This window comes from Aromatoleum aromaticum EbN1 (assembly GCF_000025965.1).
Lineage (GTDB): Bacteria > Pseudomonadota > Gammaproteobacteria > Burkholderiales > Rhodocyclaceae > Aromatoleum > Aromatoleum aromaticum.
Map to the genome: position 1 here is coordinate 854,245 of NC_006513.1, position 17,150 is coordinate 871,394.

The 17,150-nt window shown below is 68.0% G+C and carries 16 protein-coding genes and 1 other RNA gene; 3 read left to right on the top strand and 14 right to left on the bottom strand.

Going from position 1 to position 17,150, the window contains the following annotated elements; all coding sequences use genetic code 11:
• Position 1: 1 nt before the first annotated feature.
• The 14 genes from murC to rsmI form a co-directional block, all read right to left on the bottom strand.
• On the bottom strand, positions 2–1,417 hold the full coding sequence (gene murC, locus EBN1_RS04080) for a UDP-N-acetylmuramate--L-alanine ligase (protein ID WP_011236642.1): 1,416 nt from the start codon (positions 1,415–1,417) through the stop codon (positions 2–4).
• A complete protein-coding gene (murG, locus tag EBN1_RS04085) occupies positions 1,414–2,487 on the bottom strand; it encodes an undecaprenyldiphospho-muramoylpentapeptide beta-N-acetylglucosaminyltransferase (RefSeq protein ID WP_011236643.1) in 1,074 nt (357 codons plus the stop codon). The genes murC and murG overlap by 4 nt, the downstream gene beginning before the upstream one ends.
• Positions 2,484–3,716: a putative lipid II flippase FtsW gene (gene ftsW, locus EBN1_RS04090; RefSeq protein ID WP_011236644.1), complete on the bottom strand. Its 1,233-nt coding sequence runs from the start codon at positions 3,714–3,716 to the stop codon at positions 2,484–2,486. The genes murG and ftsW overlap by 4 nt, the downstream gene beginning before the upstream one ends.
• Positions 3,713–5,113, bottom strand: a complete 1,401-nt coding sequence (gene murD / locus EBN1_RS04095; RefSeq protein WP_011236645.1) for a UDP-N-acetylmuramoyl-L-alanine--D-glutamate ligase — start codon at positions 5,111–5,113, stop codon at positions 3,713–3,715. The genes ftsW and murD overlap by 4 nt, the downstream gene beginning before the upstream one ends.
• Positions 5,110–6,198 carry a phospho-N-acetylmuramoyl-pentapeptide-transferase gene (gene mraY / locus EBN1_RS04100; protein WP_011236646.1) on the bottom strand — a complete coding sequence of 363 codons (1,089 nt, stop codon included), beginning with the start codon at positions 6,196–6,198 and terminating at the stop codon, positions 5,110–5,112. The genes murD and mraY overlap by 4 nt, the downstream gene beginning before the upstream one ends.
• 3 nt (positions 6,199–6,201) lie before the next feature.
• A complete protein-coding gene (locus EBN1_RS04105; protein WP_041645722.1) occupies positions 6,202–7,605 on the bottom strand; it encodes a UDP-N-acetylmuramoyl-tripeptide--D-alanyl-D-alanine ligase in 1,404 nt (467 codons plus the stop codon).
• Complete coding sequence (locus EBN1_RS04110) at positions 7,602–9,110, bottom strand: UDP-N-acetylmuramoyl-L-alanyl-D-glutamate--2,6-diaminopimelate ligase (protein WP_011236648.1); 1,509 nt, start codon at positions 9,108–9,110, stop codon at positions 7,602–7,604. Before EBN1_RS04110 ends, EBN1_RS04105 begins: the two co-directional genes overlap by 4 nt.
• On the bottom strand, positions 9,107–10,861 hold the full coding sequence (locus EBN1_RS04115) for a peptidoglycan D,D-transpeptidase FtsI family protein (protein ID WP_011236649.1): 1,755 nt from the start codon (positions 10,859–10,861) through the stop codon (positions 9,107–9,109). Before EBN1_RS04115 ends, EBN1_RS04110 begins: the two co-directional genes overlap by 4 nt.
• A 10-nt stretch (positions 10,862–10,871) precedes the next feature.
• Entirely contained in the window at positions 10,872–11,165 is a 294-nt protein-coding gene (ftsL, locus tag EBN1_RS04120; RefSeq protein ID WP_049780171.1) for a cell division protein FtsL, read from the bottom strand.
• Entirely contained in the window at positions 11,162–12,100 is a 939-nt protein-coding gene (gene rsmH, locus EBN1_RS04125; RefSeq protein WP_011236650.1) for a 16S rRNA (cytosine(1402)-N(4))-methyltransferase RsmH, read from the bottom strand. Before rsmH ends, ftsL begins: the two co-directional genes overlap by 4 nt.
• Positions 12,097–12,540, bottom strand: coding sequence for a division/cell wall cluster transcriptional repressor MraZ (gene mraZ, locus EBN1_RS04130; RefSeq protein WP_011236651.1), 444 nt, complete (start codon positions 12,538–12,540; stop codon positions 12,097–12,099). Before mraZ ends, rsmH begins: the two co-directional genes overlap by 4 nt.
• 282 nt (positions 12,541–12,822) lie before the next feature.
• Positions 12,823–13,250, bottom strand: an RNA gene (gene rnpB / locus EBN1_RS04135) — RNase P RNA component class A.
• Between the two features lie 152 nt (positions 13,251–13,402).
• On the bottom strand, positions 13,403–14,437 hold the full coding sequence (pyrC, locus tag EBN1_RS04140) for a dihydroorotase (RefSeq protein WP_011236652.1): 1,035 nt from the start codon (positions 14,435–14,437) through the stop codon (positions 13,403–13,405).
• Positions 14,438–14,531: 94 nt separating this feature from the next.
• Positions 14,532–15,392 carry a 16S rRNA (cytidine(1402)-2'-O)-methyltransferase gene (gene rsmI, locus EBN1_RS04145; protein WP_083782930.1) on the bottom strand — a complete coding sequence of 287 codons (861 nt, stop codon included), beginning with the start codon at positions 15,390–15,392 and terminating at the stop codon, positions 14,532–14,534.
• Between rsmI and EBN1_RS04150 the strand changes: the two genes are divergently transcribed.
• The 3 genes from EBN1_RS04150 (at position 15,391) to EBN1_RS04160 (ending at position 17,144) form a co-directional block, all read left to right on the top strand.
• Complete coding sequence (locus EBN1_RS04150) at positions 15,391–15,810, top strand: YraN family protein (protein WP_041645727.1); 420 nt, start codon at positions 15,391–15,393, stop codon at positions 15,808–15,810. The two genes, rsmI and EBN1_RS04150, sit on opposite strands and share 2 nt — an antisense overlap.
• Positions 15,811–15,909: 99 nt before the next feature.
• Positions 15,910–16,506 carry a phosphoheptose isomerase gene (locus tag EBN1_RS04155; protein ID WP_011236654.1) on the top strand — a complete coding sequence of 199 codons (597 nt, stop codon included), beginning with the start codon at positions 15,910–15,912 and terminating at the stop codon, positions 16,504–16,506.
• Positions 16,503–17,144 (top strand): BON domain-containing protein, encoded by a 642-nt coding sequence (locus EBN1_RS04160; protein WP_011236655.1) that lies wholly within the window; start codon positions 16,503–16,505, stop codon positions 17,142–17,144. Before EBN1_RS04155 ends, EBN1_RS04160 begins: the two co-directional genes overlap by 4 nt.
• Positions 17,145–17,150 lie beyond the last annotated feature (6 nt).

A 17,150-nucleotide genomic window follows, 5' to 3' on the forward strand; every position in this document is an offset into this window, starting at 1 on the left:
CTCACACCAGTTCCTCGCTGCTTGCCAGTTTGCCGGGCACCGCGCCGATCGAGCCCGCCCCCATCGTGATCACCACGTCACCGTCCCGGACTGCCGCGAGGACCGTCGCCGGCATCTCGTCGATGTCCTCGACGAACACCGGCTCGACCTTGCCCGCGACGCGGATCGCCCGCGCGAGCGAACGCCCGTCGGCGGCGACGACCGGCGCTTCGCCCGCGGCATAGACTTCAGCGAGCAACAGCGCATCGACCGTCGACAGCACTTTGACGAAGTCCTCGAAGCAGTCGCGCGTGCGCGTGTAGCGGTGCGGCTGGAAAGCGAGGACCAGCCGCCGGCCTGGGAAGGCCCCGCGCGCCGCGGCGAGCGTCGCCGCCATCTCGACCGGGTGGTGGCCGTAGTCGTCGATCAGCGTGCAGCTACCTTGCGGCGTACCTTCGGCGTCGCGCAGCGCCACCTCGCCATAGCGCTGAAAGCGCCGTCCAACGCCGCGGAATTCGGCCAGCGCCTTGATGATCGCCGCGTCCGGCACCTGCACTTCGGTCGCCACCGCGATCGCCGCCAGCGCGTTCAGCACGTTATGCACGCCGGGCAGGTTCAGTTCGATCGGCAGCCGGCTCACCGAGCCGTTGGTACGCACGACGTCGAACAGCATCCGCCCGCCTTCGGCACGGACGTTCTCGGCGCGGATGTTGGCGCTCTCGGACAGGCCGTAGCGCACGACCTGCTTCGACACCAGCGGCATGATCGAGCGCACGTGCGGGTCGTCCTCGCACAGCACCGCGACGCCGTAGAACGGCAGGTGCTGCAGGAAGTCGACGAACGCCTGCTTGAGCCGCGCGAAGTCGTGCCCGTAGGTGTCCATGTGGTCCGCGTCGATGTTCGTGATGACTGAAATCACCGGCGTCAGCAGCAGGAAGGACGCGTCGGACTCGTCGGCTTCGGCAACGAGGAAATCCCCTTTGCCAAGCCGCGCGTTCGCGCCGGCGGCATTGAGCTTGCCGCCGATGACGAAAGTCGGGTCCATGCCGCCTTCGGCGAGGATGCTCGCGACCAGCGAAGTGGTCGTCGTCTTGCCGTGCGTGCCGGCGATCGCGATGCCGTGCTTGAGGCGCATCAGTTCGGCGAGCATTTGCGCGCGCGGCACGATTGGCACATGGCGCGATCGCGCCGCGACGACTTCCGGGTTGTCGTTGCGCACCGCGGTCGAGATCACCACTGCGTCGGCGCCGGCGACATTCTCGGCCGCATGGCCGACTCTCACCTGCACGCCGAGCGCGGCGAGCCGCCGCGTCGCGGCGTTCTCGCCCAGGTCCGAGCCGCTGACCATGAAACCAAGGTTCGCCAGCACTTCGGCGATCCCGCTCATGCCGGCGCCGCCGATGCCGACGAAGTGGATGCGCTTGACCTTGTGCTTCATTTCTTTTTTCTCCCTGCGGCGAGTTCCTCGCAGACCTGTGCAACCGCTTCGGCGGCGCGCGGCTTCGCCAGCGCCCGCGCCTTCGTCGCCATGTCGAGCAGGTGGTCGCGGGCGAGGCTCTCGATAATGCCTGCCAGCCGTTCCGCATCGAGCTGCGGCTGCGGCAGCAGGTAGGCGGCGCCACGATCGGCGAGAAACTGCGCGTTTCCGGTCTGGTGATCGTCGACGGCGTGCGGGAACGGCACCAGCAGGCTCGCCGCGCCGACCGCCGCGAGTTCTGCGACCGTCAGCGCTCCGGCACGGCAGACGACGAGATCGGCCTCGGCATATCTGGACGCCATGTCGTCGATGAACGGCAGCAGTTCGCCCTCGACGCCGGCTTCCGCGTACGCCGCGCGCAGCGCTTCGAGCTGCTTCGCGCCGGCCTGGTGCGTGACGATCGGCCGCTGCGCCTTGTCAATCCGCGCGAGCGCTTTCGGCACGGTGTCGTTCAGCACCGCGGCCCCGAGGCTGCCGCCAACGACGAGCAGCTTCAGCGGCCCGCTGCGCCCGGCAAAACGTGCGTCGGGCGGCGCCACGGCGGCGATGTCGGCGCGCACGGGATTGCCGACCCAGCCGGCTTTCTTCAGCGTATGCGGAAAACCCGACAGCACGCGGTCGGCGACGCCGGCGAGCACGCGGTTGGCGAGGCCGGCGACCGAATTCTGTTCGTGCACCACCAGCGGGCGGCCGAGCAGCGCTGCCATCATGCCGCCGGGGAACGTGACGTAACCGCCCATGCCGAGCACGACATCGGGGCGGATGCGCCGCAGTTCGCCGAGCGCCTGCCAGAAGCCGCGCAGCAGGTTCAACGGCAGCAGCAGCTTGCGCAGCAGGCCCTTGCCGCGCAAGGCGCCAAAGTGCACCCACGCAGTCTCGTAGCCGTGCTGCGGCACGATCCGCGCTTCCATGCCGTCCGGGTTGCCCATCCACACGATGCGCCAGCCGCGCCCGCGCAATTGCTCGGCGACGGCAACGCCGGGGAAGATGTGGCCGCCGGTGCCGCCCGCCATCACAAGCAACGTCTTCATGCTCCGCACCCCCGCTTCAACTGGCGCACTTCCCAGTCGACGCGCAGCAGAATCGCCAGCGCGAGGCAGTTCGCGACGATGCCCGAGCCGCCGAAACTCATCAGCGGCAGCGTCAGACCCTTGGTCGGCAGCAAACCCATGTTGACGCCCATGTTGATGAACGACTGGACACCGAGCCACAGCCCGATGCCCATCGCGACGAGGCCGGAAAAATAGCGTTCCAGCTTGACCGCCTCGCGCCCCAGGACGAGCGCGCGATGAATCAGGATCGCGAACAGCGCGATCACCGTCAGCACTCCGGCGAAGCCGAGCTCCTCGGCGATCACCGCGAGGAGGAAATCCGTGTGCGCCTCAGGCAGATAGAACAGCTTCTCGACGCTCGCGCCGAGCCCCACGCCGAACCATTCCCCGCGGCCGAACGCGATCAGCGCGTGCGACAGCTGATAGCCTTTGCCGAACGCGTCCTGCCACGGGTCCATGAAGCCGAAGATGCGGTCGCGGCGATACGGCGACAGCCAGATCAGGAGCATGAAGCCGATCACCGCGACGAGCGCGAGCAGCGCGAACACCCGCACGTTGATGCCACCGAGGAACAGCACGCCGAACGCGATCGCGGTGATGACGACGAAAGCGCCGAAATCAGGCTCGCCGAGCAGCAGGAAGCCGACCAGCAGAATCATCGCCGCCATCGGCAGGAAGCCGCGCCGAAAACTGCCCATGTCGGGCAACTTGCGCACCGTGTAGTCGGCGGCATACAGCGCGACGAACAGCTTCATCAGCTCCGACGGCTGCAGGTTCAGCGGACCGAGCGGCAGCCAGCGCTGCGCGCCGTTGACCTCGCGGCCGACGCCCGGGATCAGCACGACGACGAGGAGCATGACGCCAATGAGGAACAGCCACGGCGCGAAGCGCTGCCACTGGCGCATCGACAGCTGGAACGCGGCGAGGCCGGCCCCGATTCCGACCGCCAGGAACATCGCGTGCCGCAGCAGGAAGTAATGCGACTGGTGGCCGGTGAAGCGGCTGCCTTCGGCAGTGGCGATCGACGACGAATAAACCATCACCAGCCCGATCAGCAGGAGCCCGGTCGCCGACCAGATCAGCAACGGATCGAGTTCACGCAGCGAATCGGCCGGGCGCATCAGGCGGTCGACGGCGCGGCTCGTCTGCGTGCCGCCGTTTTCGCGGCGCGTGGCAAAGAAACCGGCGAAGGTGCTGGCGAACTTCATGACGCGCGCACCTCCGGCAGCCGCCGTGCCGCGGCGATGAACACTTCGGCGCGATGCGCGTAGTTGCGGAACATGTCGAGGCTCGCGCAGGCGGGCGACAGCAGCACCGCGTCGCCGGGCTGCGCCTGCTCGCTGGCGCGAACGACGGCGGCATCGAGATCGGGTGCATGTTCGAGCGCGACGGCCGACCCTTGCAGCGCGGACTCGATGCGCGGGGCATCCCGCCCGATCAGCACCACCGCCCGCGCACGGCGCACAACGGCTTCGCGCAGCGGCGAAAAATCCTGCCCCTTGCCGTCGCCGCCGGCGATCAGCACGACCGGGCAGTCCATCCCGTCGAGCGCAGCCACGGTAGCGCCGACGTTGGTACCTTTGGAGTCGTCATAGAAGCGCACGCCGTCGCTGCGCTCGGCGACCAGCTCGACCCGGTGCGGCAGGCCGCGAAACGCGACGACAGCGCCTGTCAGGCGTTGCGGCGCGATGCCCAGGCCGCCTTCGCACAAGGCCAGCGCGGCCAGCGTATTGGCGGCGTTGTGCCTGCCGGCAAGAGGCAGGTCGGCCAGCGCGAGCAGGCGCTCCCGGCCGCGCACCAGCCACGCTGCGCCGGCGACCTCCACGAGCCCGTAGTCGTCCGTCGCCGCCGGCGCCGAAGCGCCGAACCGGATCAGCGAGCGTCCGGGCAAGGCCATCGCCGCCACCCGTGCGTCGTCGCGGTTGAGCACCTGCACGCCGCGGCCCTCGAAGATCGCGGCCTTGGTGGCAGCGTATTCGTCGAGGCCGGCATAGCGATCGAGATGGTCATCGGTGACGTTGAGCACTGTCGCGGCTTCGGGATCGAGCGCATGCATCGTCTCGATCTGGAAGCTCGACAGCTCGAGCACCCAGCATTCGGGCAGCGGTGCGCCCTGTGCCAGCCTGTCCATCAGCACGTCGAGAGCGGCCGGGCTGATGTTGCCCGCCGCCACCGCGTCCAGCCCTGCCGCTTGCGCGAGAGCCGCGGTGAGCGCGGTAGTGGTGGTCTTGCCGTTCGTGCCGGTGATCGCAAGGATGCGAGTCTGCGCACGCACCCCGAGTTCGTCGAGCGCCTGGGCGAGCAGGCTCATTTCGCCGGTGAGCGGCAATCCGCGGTGGCGCGCTTCGGCGGCGATGCCGATACGCGGGTCGACCCCCGGACTGAGCGCGACCAGGTCGATACCGCTCAGCACCTCGGCGCCAAAGTTGCCGACGACGATCTCGGCCAGCGGGGCATCGGCACGCAGCGTGTCGAGGCCGGGAGGTGTCTGCCGGCTGTCGGCAACCCGCAGGCGCGCGCCGCGCAGCGCGCACCAGCGTGCCATCGCCAGCCCGGACTCGCCCAGCCCGAGAACCAGAACGTGTTTTCCGGTCAGTGCGCTCATCGCAGCTTCAGCGTCGACAGGCCGAACAGCACCAGCATGATCGTGATGATCCAGAAGCGGACCACGACCTGGGTTTCCTTCCAGCCGCCCAGCTCGTAGTGGTGATGAAGCGGCGCCATGCGGAAAATGCGCTTGCCGCCGCTGGCCTTGAAATACAGCACCTGGACCATCACCGACAGTGTCTCGGCGACGAACAGCCCGCCCATAATGAACAGCACGATCTCCTGCCGCACGACGACCGCGACCGTGCCGAGCGCCGCGCCGAGCGCGAGCGCGCCGACGTCGCCCATGAACACTTCGGCCGGATACGCGTTGAACCACAGGAAGCCGAGCCCGGCGCCGGCCAGCGCGCCGCAGAACACCGCGAGTTCGCCGGCGCCGGCGATGTACGGCACGCCGAGGTATTTCGAGAACCCGGCATGGCCGGCGACATAGGCGAAGATCGCCAGAGCGCCGGCGACCATCACCGTCGGCATGATCGCGAGGCCGTCGAGGCCGTCGGTGAGGTTCACCGAGTGGCTCGTGCCGTTGATGACGAAATACGACAGCGCGACGAAGCCCAGCATCCCGAGCGGGTACGACACGGCCTTGAAGAACGGCACGATCAGCTCGGTCTGCGCCGGTTCGTTGGCCGTCAGGCCGAGGAACAGCGCCGCGGCGAGCGCGATCAGCGAGGTCCACAGATATTTCCAGCGGCTCGCGAGCCCTTTCGGATCGCGATGCACGACCTTGCGCCAGTCATCGACCCAGCCCACCGCGCCGAAACCGAGCGTCACCAGCAGCGTCACCCACACGTACTGGTTGCGCAGGTCGCCCCACAACAGTGTCGTGACGGCGATCGCGATGATGATCAGCGCACCGCCCATCGTCGGCGTGCCGGCCTTCGTCAGGTGGGATTTGGGCCCGTCGTCGCGTACCGCCTGGCCGATCTTCTTCGCCGCGAGCCAGCGGATCACCGCCGGACCGCACGCGAACGAGATCAGCAGCGCGGTCATCGCGGCCATGACCGTGCGCAACGTGATGTAGCCGAACACATTGAAGGCGCGGATGTCCTGGCCCAGCCAGAGGGCGAATTCGAGCAGCATCGATTACTTTGTTTCCGTTGAGGGGGCGCCATTGTGCACCGCCGCAAGGGCGTCCGCCACCCGTTCCATGCGCATGAAGCGCGAGCCTTTGACGAGCACCACGGTGTCACCATCGAGCTTTCTCGTCAGCGCCGCGACCAGCGCTTCGACGCTCGCGAAATGATGCCCGCCGCCGCCGAAGTTGCTCGCCGCCACCGCGCTCATTTCGCCGAGCGCGAACAGCGCGTCCACGCCCTTGCTTTTGGCATAGCCGCCGATCTCGTCGTGCACCTGCGCACTGGTCCAGCCGATTTCGCCCATGTCGCCAAGGACCAGGATCTTCTGCCCCGGAGTGGCCGCGAGCACGTCGATCCCGGCGCGCAGCGAATCGGGATTCGCGTTGTAGCTGTCGTCGAGGACCACCGCGCCGTTCGGCCCGGCCCGCCGCTGCAGCCGTCCCCGTGTGCCCGTGTAGGCCGCGAGTCCTTCAGCGACCGCTTCGGGACTCGCTCCCGCGGCGAGGCACGCCGCAGCGGCCCCGGTCGCGTTCCTGGCGTTGTGTTCGCCCGGCACCTGCAGGTCGACGGCGATGCGCCCCGCCGGAGTCGTCATGACGAGGTGGGAGCCCAGGCCGCGCAGCGTGCATTCGCCGGCAACATCGGCGCGGGGCGTGAGCGAAAAGACCAGCGTGCGCCGCGCCGCGTTGAGCTCCCGCCAGTACCCCGCCTGCGTATCGTCGGCGTTGATGACTGCGACACCGTCCGGCCCGAGCGCCTCGTAGATCGCGCCCTTTTCGCGGGCGATCCCGATCACCGTGCCCATCCCCTGCAGATGCGCGCGCTGCGCATTCGTCACGACCGCGACGGTGGGCCGCGCGAGGCCGGCGAGGTAGGCGATTTCACCGGGGCGGTTCATGCCCATCTCGACGATCGCCGCACGGTGACTGCTGCGCAGTTCGAGCAGCGTCAGCGGCAGGCCGATGTCGTTGTTCAGGTTGCCGGCCGTCGCCAGTACCGCTTCCGCGCCGTGGCCGTCGCGCCGGGCCTGCGCGCGCAGGACCGCGGTGCACATTTCCTTGACCGTGGTCTTGCCGTTGCTGCCGGTGACCCCGATCACGGGCAGTTCGAAGCGCGCCCGCCAGTGTGCGGCGAGCCGTCCGAGGGCCAGCCGCGTATCCTCGACGACGAGCAGCGGCAACGGCGACGGCACGGGTTGCGTGCCGGCCCATCGCGCATCGACGAGCGCCGCTGCGGCCCCGTCGGCCGCCGCCTGAACGACGAATTCATGCCCGTCGAAGCGTTCGCCGCGCAGCGCAACGAAAAGCTGCCCGGCTTTGATCTTCCGGCTGTCGGTTCCCACCGAGCTGAAATTACCCGGCATCGTCGCGACGACACCCAGAGCTTGCGCCGCTTCGTGCAGCGTCATCATTGGTCTGCTCCCTGGCTTCGATTCCATGCATGCACCGCAAGTCGCGCCTGCTCGACGTCGGAGAACGGCAAGCGCACGCCCAGCACCTCCTGGTAAGGCTCATGCCCCTTGCCGGCGAGCACGATCACGTCGTTGGCTCCCGCTTCGCCGACCGCGATGCGGATCGCCTGGGCGCGATCGACGATCCGTTCGGCGTTGGGACCAGCGCCCCGCACGATCGCGTCGATGATCTTCAGCGGATCCTCGCTGCGCGGGTTGTCGCTGGTGACGATGACGCGGTCGGCAAGCGCGCGCGCGACATCTCCCATCATCGGCCGCTTGCCCGCGTCGCGGTCACCCCCGCAGCCGAACACGCACACCAGGCGCCCGCCCCGCCCCTGCGCCGTGCTGCGCACCGCTTCGAGCACCTGGGCGAGCGCGTCGGGCGAGTGCGCGTAGTCGATGACCACCAGCGGCTCGCCGACGCCGCCCACCAGCTGCATGCGCCCGGCAGGCGGCGTCAGCCGCGACACGCTCCGCACGATATCGTCCATCGGCACATCGCGAACCAGCAGCGATCCGATCACCGCCATCAGGTTCGAGACATTGAATGGTGCGACCATGCGCACCTGCACTGTGTGGTGCCCGCCGTCCCAGCCAAGCACGAAGCGCAGGCCCGACGGAACGTTCTGCTCACTCGCGGCGACCAGCACGCGCGCGCCCGGCACCGCGTCGGCACGCTCGACGAAGCGCGTATAGCCGATCACCGGCATGCCGCTCGCCGCGAGCCGCCGCGCCTGGGCGAGGCCGAAGTCGTCGTCGAAATTGATCACCGCAGCACCGATGCCCGGCAGGTCGAACAGCCGCGCCTTGGCAACGGCATAGCTTTCCATGCTGCTGTGGTAATCGAGATGATCGCGGGTCAGGTTCGTAAACACCGCGACGTCGAACTCGACGCCATTGACGCGCTCCTGGTCGAGCCCGATCGAGGACACTTCCATCGCTGCCGCGCCGGCACTCTCCGCGACGAACGCGGCGAGCATGCGGTGCACTTCGAGCGCGTCGGGCGTCGTGTTGCCGCTATCGACGAGCTCGCCGGGGAAACCGCAGCCCAGCGTGCCGATGACGCCGCAGCGCAGGCCGAGCCCGGCGAGCGCGGCGGCGAGCCACTGGCTCACTGTCGTCTTGCCGTTGGTCCCCGTCACCCCGGCGACCCACAGCTTGCTCGACGGACAGCCGTGGATCTCGTGCGCGAGGAAGCCGCCGAGGCTGCGCAGGCCCGACACCGGCAGGGCCGGCACCGACAGCGCTTCGAGCCGCATGCCGTCGCTGTCGTCCCACAGCACCGCGGCAGCGCCGCGCTCGATCGCGGCGGCAACGTAGCGCCGGCCGTCAGCTGCGAATCCGGGCCACGCGGCAAACAGCTCGCCGGGTTGCAGGCGACGCGAGTCGGCGGTGATGCCGTGCGCGACGACACCGGACAGCCGCAGCCGTTCGAGGATTTCACGGGCGCGGGCGGCGCTCACATGCCCCCCCGTGCAGTTCGTGCCTGTTCCGCCTTGCCGGCGACCTGCAGCGGAACGAGCGGCGCATCCGGCGCCACGCCCAGAACTCGCAACGCCCCTTCGGTGATCTGCGCGAAAATCGGCGCCGCGACCGTCCCGCCAAAATATTGACCGGCAGAAGGTTCATCGATCATCACCGCTACGATAATTCGCGGATCGGACGCCGGGGCGAAGCCGACAAAGGACGATACATATTTGTTCGCGTATCGCCCGCCTTCGAGCTTGTGCGCCGTGCCGGTCTTGCCGGCCACGCGGTAGCCGCGGATCTGCGCGCGCGGCGCGGTGCCTCCGGGGCCAGCCGCGAGTTCGAGCATGTAACGCATCTCGCGCGCCGTGTCGACCGAATACACGCGTTTGCCGGCAGCCAGAGGGGTGTCGACGCGCGTCAGCGAAAGCGGCAGCAGTTCGCCGTCGCGCGCGAACGCGAGATAGGCATGCGCCATCTGGATGAGGCTGACGGATATCCCGTGGCCGAACGACATCGTCGCCTGCTCGATCGGCTTCCACGTCTTCACCGGACGCAGCCGTCCGCTCGCTTCGCCGGGAAACCCGAGATCGAGCGGAGCGCCGAAACCGAGCTCGTTGAACATGCGCCACATTTCCTCCGGCGCGAGGTTCATCGCCATTTTGACGGTGCCGACGTTCGACGATTTCTGGATCACTTCCGCGACGGTCAGCGGGCCGTGCCGGTGCGAGTCGGAAATCGTCGACCGCCCGATCGACACTCGCCCCGGCGTGGTGTCGATGACGGTGGTCGGCTCGACCTTGCCGCGATCGAGTGCGAGTCCGACGATGAAAGGCTTCATCGTCGAGCCGGGCTCGTATGTGTCCGTGAACACGCGGTTGCGCAATTGCGCACCGCTGAGGTTGGTACGGTTGTTCGGGTTGTAGGTCGGCGCATTGACCAGCGCCAGCACTTCGCCGGTGCGCACGTCGAGCACCACCGCGGCGCCCGCCTTGGCCTTGTGCGTCTGCATCGCCTGGTTCAGCGCAGAGTGGGCGAGATACTGGATCTTGGCGTCCATCGCCAGCACGAGGTCCTGGCCGTCGTGCGGCGGACGGATCGCCTCGACATCCTCGACGACCTGGCCGCGCCGGTCGCGGATGACCCGCCGCGCTCCCGGCGTGCCGGTCAGCAGCTTGTCGAACGCGAGCTCGACGCCTTCCTGGCCCTTGTCGTCGACACCGGTGAAACCGAGCACATGCGCCATCACTTCGCCGCCCGGGTAGTAGCGTCGGTATTCCTGCTGCTGGTGGATGCCGGGAAGCTTCAGCGCGGCCACTTCCTGCGCCAGTTCGGGCGGCAACTGGCGCTTCAGGTAGACGAAGTCGTGACTGGTCGCGAGCCGTCCGTTCAGCTCATCCACACTCGTCTCGAGCAGCTCGGCGAGCTTGCGCGCGTCGGCCGGCGACAGCCGCGCATCCGACGGAATCGCCCAGATCGAGCGCACCGGCGTGCTGATCGCCAGCACGTCGCCATGGCGGTCGATGACGCGGCCCCGCGTCGCCGGCACCTCGATCGCGCGGGCGTAGCGCGATTCACCCTTCGCCTGCAGGAACTCGTTGTTGAACCCCTGCAGATACAGCGCACGCCCGACCAGCGCCAACAGGCAGGCGAGAAGGCAGGACATCACCAGCCGCGAACGCCAGGCCGGAAGGCCATTCTTCAGCAGCGGATTGTGGTTGAAGGGCAACGGACGCTGTTTCCTCATGCGTACGTCCTCACTTCGGCAGCCCTGGGTCGGCGGACTCGTGCCCTCCCCCCACCGTGAGCACCTGTCCCGGTGCAGGAGGACGCATGCCGATCCGTTCGCGCGCGATCTTCTCGACCCGCGCGTGCGCGGCCCAAGTGCTTTGTTCGAGCTGCAGTTGCCCCCACTCGACTTCCAGGCCCTGGGCGCGCGCATGTTCCCGCTCGAGCTCCGAGAACAGCTTGCGCGCCTGATGCTGGGATGCGACCACCCCGAGCGCGCTGCTCACGACGAGCGCGACCAGAAAGGCGTCCACGCGAATCATGCCGCGCCCCCGGTCCGCTCGGCGACGCGCATCACTGCGCTGCGCGAGCGCGGGTTGGCCGCGACTTCGCCCGGCCCCGGCCGCTGGCTCTTGCCGACGAGCCGCAGGCGCGGCTGCGGCAGCTCGGCCGCTCGCAGCGGCAGACGCGACGGCAGCTGCGGCGGACGCGATTCATCCCGCATGAAGCGCTTGACGATGCGGTCTTCGAGCGAGTGGAAACTGATCGCCACCAGCCGGCCGCCGGGCTTGAGCCGCTCGACCGCAGCCGGCAGCACTAGCGACAGCTCTTCGAGCTCCTGATTGATGAAAATCCGTAGAGCTTGAAAGCTGCGCGTCGCCGGGTGCTGCCCCGGCTCGCGTGTACGGACCGCTTTTTCCACGATCTCGGCAAGCTGTCGAGTGCTTGCGACAGCCCCCCCTGCCCGAGCAGCTGCAATCGCCTTTGCAATCGCATAAGCAAACCGTTCTTCCCCATAATCCCTCAGCACCTCGGTGATTTGCGCGACCGATGCATCGGCCAGCCATTGCGCCACGGTCTGCCCGCGGCTCGTATCCATCCGCATGTCCAGCGGCGCGTCGAAACGAAAACTCATGCCCCGCGCCGCCTCGTCGAGCTGCGGCGACGACACGCCCAGATCGAGCAATACACCGTCGACGTGTTCCAGCCCGAGCCGGTCAAGCTCCTCGGCGAACGCGCTGAACGGCGCGTGGACGGCGGTCAGTCGCGGATCGGGCAACGCGCGGGCGACCTCGATCGCGCGCGGATCGCGATCGAACGCGATCAGCCGTCCGTCGGCATCGAGCTTCGCAAGAATTGCCCTGCTGTGGCCGCCCCGGCCGAACGTGCCATCGACATAGACGCCGCCCGGCCTGATCGCCAACGCCTCGACGGCCTCCGCGAGCAGCACGGTGACATGTTGCGGAGCGGCACTCACAGCGCCAGGCTCTCGAATCCGGGGGGTAGCGCGTCGCCCGTCAGCGCCAGCATCGCCTCCTGCTGCGCCTGCCAGCCCGCATCGGACCAAAGCTCGAAATGCGCTCCCTGACCGACCAGCCAGACCTGCTTTTCGAGTTGCGCCCATTGCCGCAGCGATCCGGCGAGCAGCACCCGCCCGGCGGCATCGAGGCCTTCCTCCTGGGCAAAACCGACCAGCAAGCGCTTGAATGCAGAGGTGCGCGGATCGAAGCCGGGCATCGCCGCAATCCGGTCGCGAATCGGTTCCCATGCCGACAGCGGATAAACGAGCAGGCACTTGTGGGGGTGGGCGGTGATCACCAGGGGCGCGCCGTCAGGGACGAGTGCGTCACGGTGCCGAGCCGGAATCGCGAGGCGACCCTTCGCATCGAGACTGAGCGCAATGGCTCCCTGGAACATTCATCCCCCGCAATTCTTCTTCGAGTGAAACGTCGTATGACACTTTGACCCACCAATCCCCACCGGTTCCCACTCTAGAGGAAAGGTAAACCCCGGTCAAGCCGCGAGAACGGACTTTTCCGTTGCGACACAATGACTTATGGAAAATATGAAGACTCCGTATAAACCCTGAAAAATCAAGGCCTATAACGGATTTCAATGAATAATGGATAAAATGCAGGTAGGAATTACCCGATGTAGGGCTACCCCTTAACGGGGATGACAAGGTACTTGCCCGAAGGGATGGGAAGTTCGCCGATAAGCCGGGTTCTGTCGAGCGCCTGCGACTCGCATCACAGGCACCGGGCAGTCATTCCTCTGGGCGCCGCGTTGCCGCGGCGCTCAAGCAGCCTACCCGGGAACAGCGCGAGCCACGCCATTGCTCCCCTATTTGGCCTTGCCCCGGATGGGGTTTGCCGTGCCAGTCCTGTCGCCAGTCCTGCGGTGGGCTCTTACCCGACGAGGCTTGCACCCCGTCCGCAACGACGCTCGACGCGCGCTGCGCACCATTTCACCCTTGCCTGATCTCCTCGCGGAGCCATCGGCGGTTTGCTTTCTGTTGCACTTTCCGTCGCCTCACGACGCCCGGCCGTTAGCCGGCATCCTGCTCTGCGGGGCCCGGACTTTCCTCCACGCACACAAGTGCACGCAGCGACTGCCTGGCGAACTTCCCGCGGCGATTATACGCGCGCGCTCACTGCACCGCGGGGATAAAAGCGGCAGCGCCTTCCTGCAGTTCGAACGTGCCGGCAAGCGGCCCCGGCAGCGTACCGGCGGCGACAAGGGCTCGCAGCACGACGGACGGGCTCATCGCGAGGTCCTGTCAGAGCACGCGCCAAGCGACTGTTTCGCCGGCACGCAGCGGCACCAGCGGGTCGTCGTGCAGGTATTCGTATTCGCCCGGCACTTCCCACGCGTCTTTCGCCAGCGTGATCCGCTCGGCGTTCGGCGCAAGGCCGTAGAACGCCGGCCCGTTCAGGCTCGCGAAAGCCTCGAGCCGGTCGAGCGCTCCGGCCTGCTCGAAGGCCTCGGCGTACAGCTCGATCGCGGCGTGCGCGGTGTAGCAGCCTGCGCAGCCGCAGGCGGTCTCTTTCGCGGCGCGCGAATGCGGCGCGGAGTCGGTGCCGAGGAAGAATTTCGCGTTGCCCGACGTCGCCGCTTCAACCAGCGCGCGGCGGTGGGTTTCGCGCTTGAGCACCGGCAGGCAGTAATGATGCGGGCGGATGCCGCCAGCGAAAATCGCGTTGCGGTTGAGCAGCAGGTGATGTGCCGTCACGGTCGCCGCGACGTTCGGTCCGGCGTCCTGCACGAAGCGCGCTGCCTCGGCGGTCGTGATGTGCTCGAAGACGACGCGCAGAGCGGGAAAGCGCGCCACCAGCGGCGCCAGGACCTGCTCGATGAACACCTGCTCGCGGTCGAACACATCCACGTCGCCGTGTGTGACTTCGCCATGCACGCACAGCACCATGCCGAGCTTTTCCATGCGCTCGAGCACGGCGTGGACTTTTTCGATGGCGGTCACGCCCGCGTCGGAGTTCGTCGTCGCACCGGCCGGATACAGCTTGACGGCGACGACCGCGCCGCTCGCCTTCGCGCGGTCGATTTCATCGGGCGAGGTGTTGTCGGTGAGGTACAGGCTCATCAGCGGCTCGAAGTGCTGGCCGGGCGGCACCGCGGCGAGGATGCGGGCGCGGTATTCGAGTGCCTGCGCGGCAGTCGTCACCGGCGGGCGCAGGTTCGGCATGATCAGCGCGCGACCGAAACGGCGAGCGGTGTGCGGCACGACGGTCGCCAGCGCTGCGCCGTCGCGCACGTGCAGATGCCAGTCGTCGGGGCGGATCAGGGAAATCGTCTGCATGATCGTCGATTCGAAAGAGAAGCCCGGATAGGGAAATTCGGAGTCTGGAAACCGGAACGGTTCGGGATGCGGCGCCGGCAAGTATAGGCGCGGCTCAGCCTCCCCTGAGTTCCAGCGCCCGCGCATAGAGCGCATTCTTCGACGCACCGGTGATGTCCGCTGCGAGCCGTGCGGCAGTCTTCACCGGCAGCTCCGCGATCAGCAGCGCCAGCACGCGCTCGGCCTGCAGGTCCAGCCCTTCGCGCACGGGCGCGCCGGACACCACCAGCACGAATTCGCCGCGCACCCGGTTCGGGTCCTCGGCAAGCCATGCCGCCGCGTCGCCGAGCGGCACCCGCACGATCTGCTCGAACAGCTTCGTCAGTTCGCGCGCAATCACGATCTCGCGCTCCGCTTCGAGCACTGCCGCGAGGTCCGCGACGCACTCGGCGATGCGGTGTGGCGACTCGTAGAACACCAGCGGCACCGCGACGGCGCGCAGCGCGTCGATGTCAGCGCGGCGCGCGGCGGACTTCGGCGGCAGGAAGCCGACGAAATGGAAGCCGTTATCGACAAAGCCGGCTGCCGACAGCGCGGCGATCGCGGCGCACGGGCCGGGAATGGGCACCACCGGGAAGCCCGCCTCGCGCACTCGCGCGACCGCGCGCGCCCCGGGGTCGGAGATCGCGGGCGTGCCGGCGTCGCTGATCAACGCGACGTGCTGCCCCGCCTGCAGCATGCGGATCACCTGCCCGGCGGCCGCCTGCTCGTTATGCTCGTGCAGCGCGACGAGCCGCGTTGCGATGCCGAGCGCATCGAGCAGGCGCTGGCTGTGGCGCGTGTCCTCGGCCGCGATGACCCCCACGCCCGCCAGCACCGCTTGCGCACGCGCGCTGATGTCCTGCAGGTTCCCGAGCGGCGTCGCCACCACATACAATGACGGCGTACTGGAAAGGGGCGAGGAGCCGTGAGCCATGAAGGGTGACCGGAATGTGAAGGAAGGCGCCATTGTCGGCGCCTCCACGACCCGGAAGCAAGCGTCGGGAGCGGCGGCCGAAGCGCTCGCCGAACGCTTCCTCGCGCGTCGGGGGCTCATCGTGCTGGCGCGCAACGTGCGCTGCCGGGGCGGCGAGATCGATCTCGTGTGCCTCGACCATGGCATCGTCGTGTTCGTCGAAGTGCGGCTGCGCACGAACGCTCGCTTTGGCGGCGCCGCAGCCAGCATCACGCCGGCCAAGCAGCGACGCGTCATCCTCGCCGCGCGGTGGTGGCTGGCCGGCGCCGGCCGTCGTCATGCCGGACGGCCATGCCGTTTCGACGCGGCGCTGCTCGCCGACCTCGACGAGGACGGCGTCGAATGGCTGAAAGCCGCTTTCGACGCCGATGGATCGTAAGCACGACGCCCGCCGCTTCACCGCTCGCCCGTGCGACACGGCGTCCGCGCGCCCCCATGCTAGACTTTTGCCCCCGACGAAGTGACCCGAAGGCCATCCATGGACCTCATCCATCGCATCTCCAGACAGTTCGAAGACAGCGCGCGCATCAAGCTCGAAGCGCTCGAAGCGCTCGCCGCGCCGATTGCCGGGGCTGTGGAAATCATGATCGGCAGTCTGTTGAACAACGGCAAGATCCTGGCGTGCGGCAACGGCGGCTCGGCCGCGGACGCGCAGCATTTCGCGGCCGAACTGGTCAATCGCTTCGAGATGGAACGCCCTCCGCTCGCGGCGATCGCGCTGACGACCGACACCTCGACGCTGACGTCGATCGCTAACGATTACGACTTCACGCAAGTATTCTCCAAACAGGTGCGGGCTCTCGGACATCCCGGCGACGTGCTGCTCGCGATCTCGACGAGTGGAAACTCGCCCAACGTCATCGAGGCGATCGCGGCCGCGCGCGAACGCGAAATGCGCGTGATCGCGCTGACCGGCAACGACGGCGGGCAGATCGGCGCACTGCTCGACGACGGCGACGTCCATCTGTGCGTTCCGGCGCAGCGCACCGCCCGCATCCAGGAAGTTCACCTGCTGACCCTGCACTGCCTGTGCGACGGCATCGATTGTCTGTTACTCGGAGTAGAAGACCAATGAGCGAATCACGCCCGCAACTCACTCGCCGCACCTTCCTCCTCGGCCTGACCGCCGCCGCTGCGCTGCCGGTCCTGCAAGGTTGCTTCCCGCTCGTCGCCGGCGGCGTCGGAGCCGGAGCGGCGATGGTGGCCGACCGGCGCACGTCGGGAGCCTACGTCGAGGACGAAGGGATCGAATGGCGCGCCGCAAGTGCGCTGCGCGACCGGATGGGCGACGCCGTGCACGTCAACATCACTTCGTTCAACCGCAACGTTCTCCTTACCGGCGAAGCGCCGAGCGAAGCGCACCGCGCCGAAATCGAACGCGTCGTCAGCGGCGTGTCGAACGTGCGCGGCATCACGAACGAAGTGCAGGTTGCCGGCATCGCATCGCTGACTTCGCGCAGCAACGACTCGGTCATCACGTCGAAGGTCAAGGCCCGCTTCGTCGACGCCGCGACCTTCGGTGCGCACCACGTCAAAGTCGTCACCGAAGCCAGCACCGTCTATCTGCTCGGCCTGGTCACGCGCCGCGAAGCCGATGCCGCGACTGACGTGGCGCGCACGACGTCCGGAGTGCGCAAGGTCGTGCGGGTGTTCGAATACATCACCGACCAGGAAGCGCGCCGGCTCGACGGCCAGCGCAGCAGCGGCACGTAACAGGCG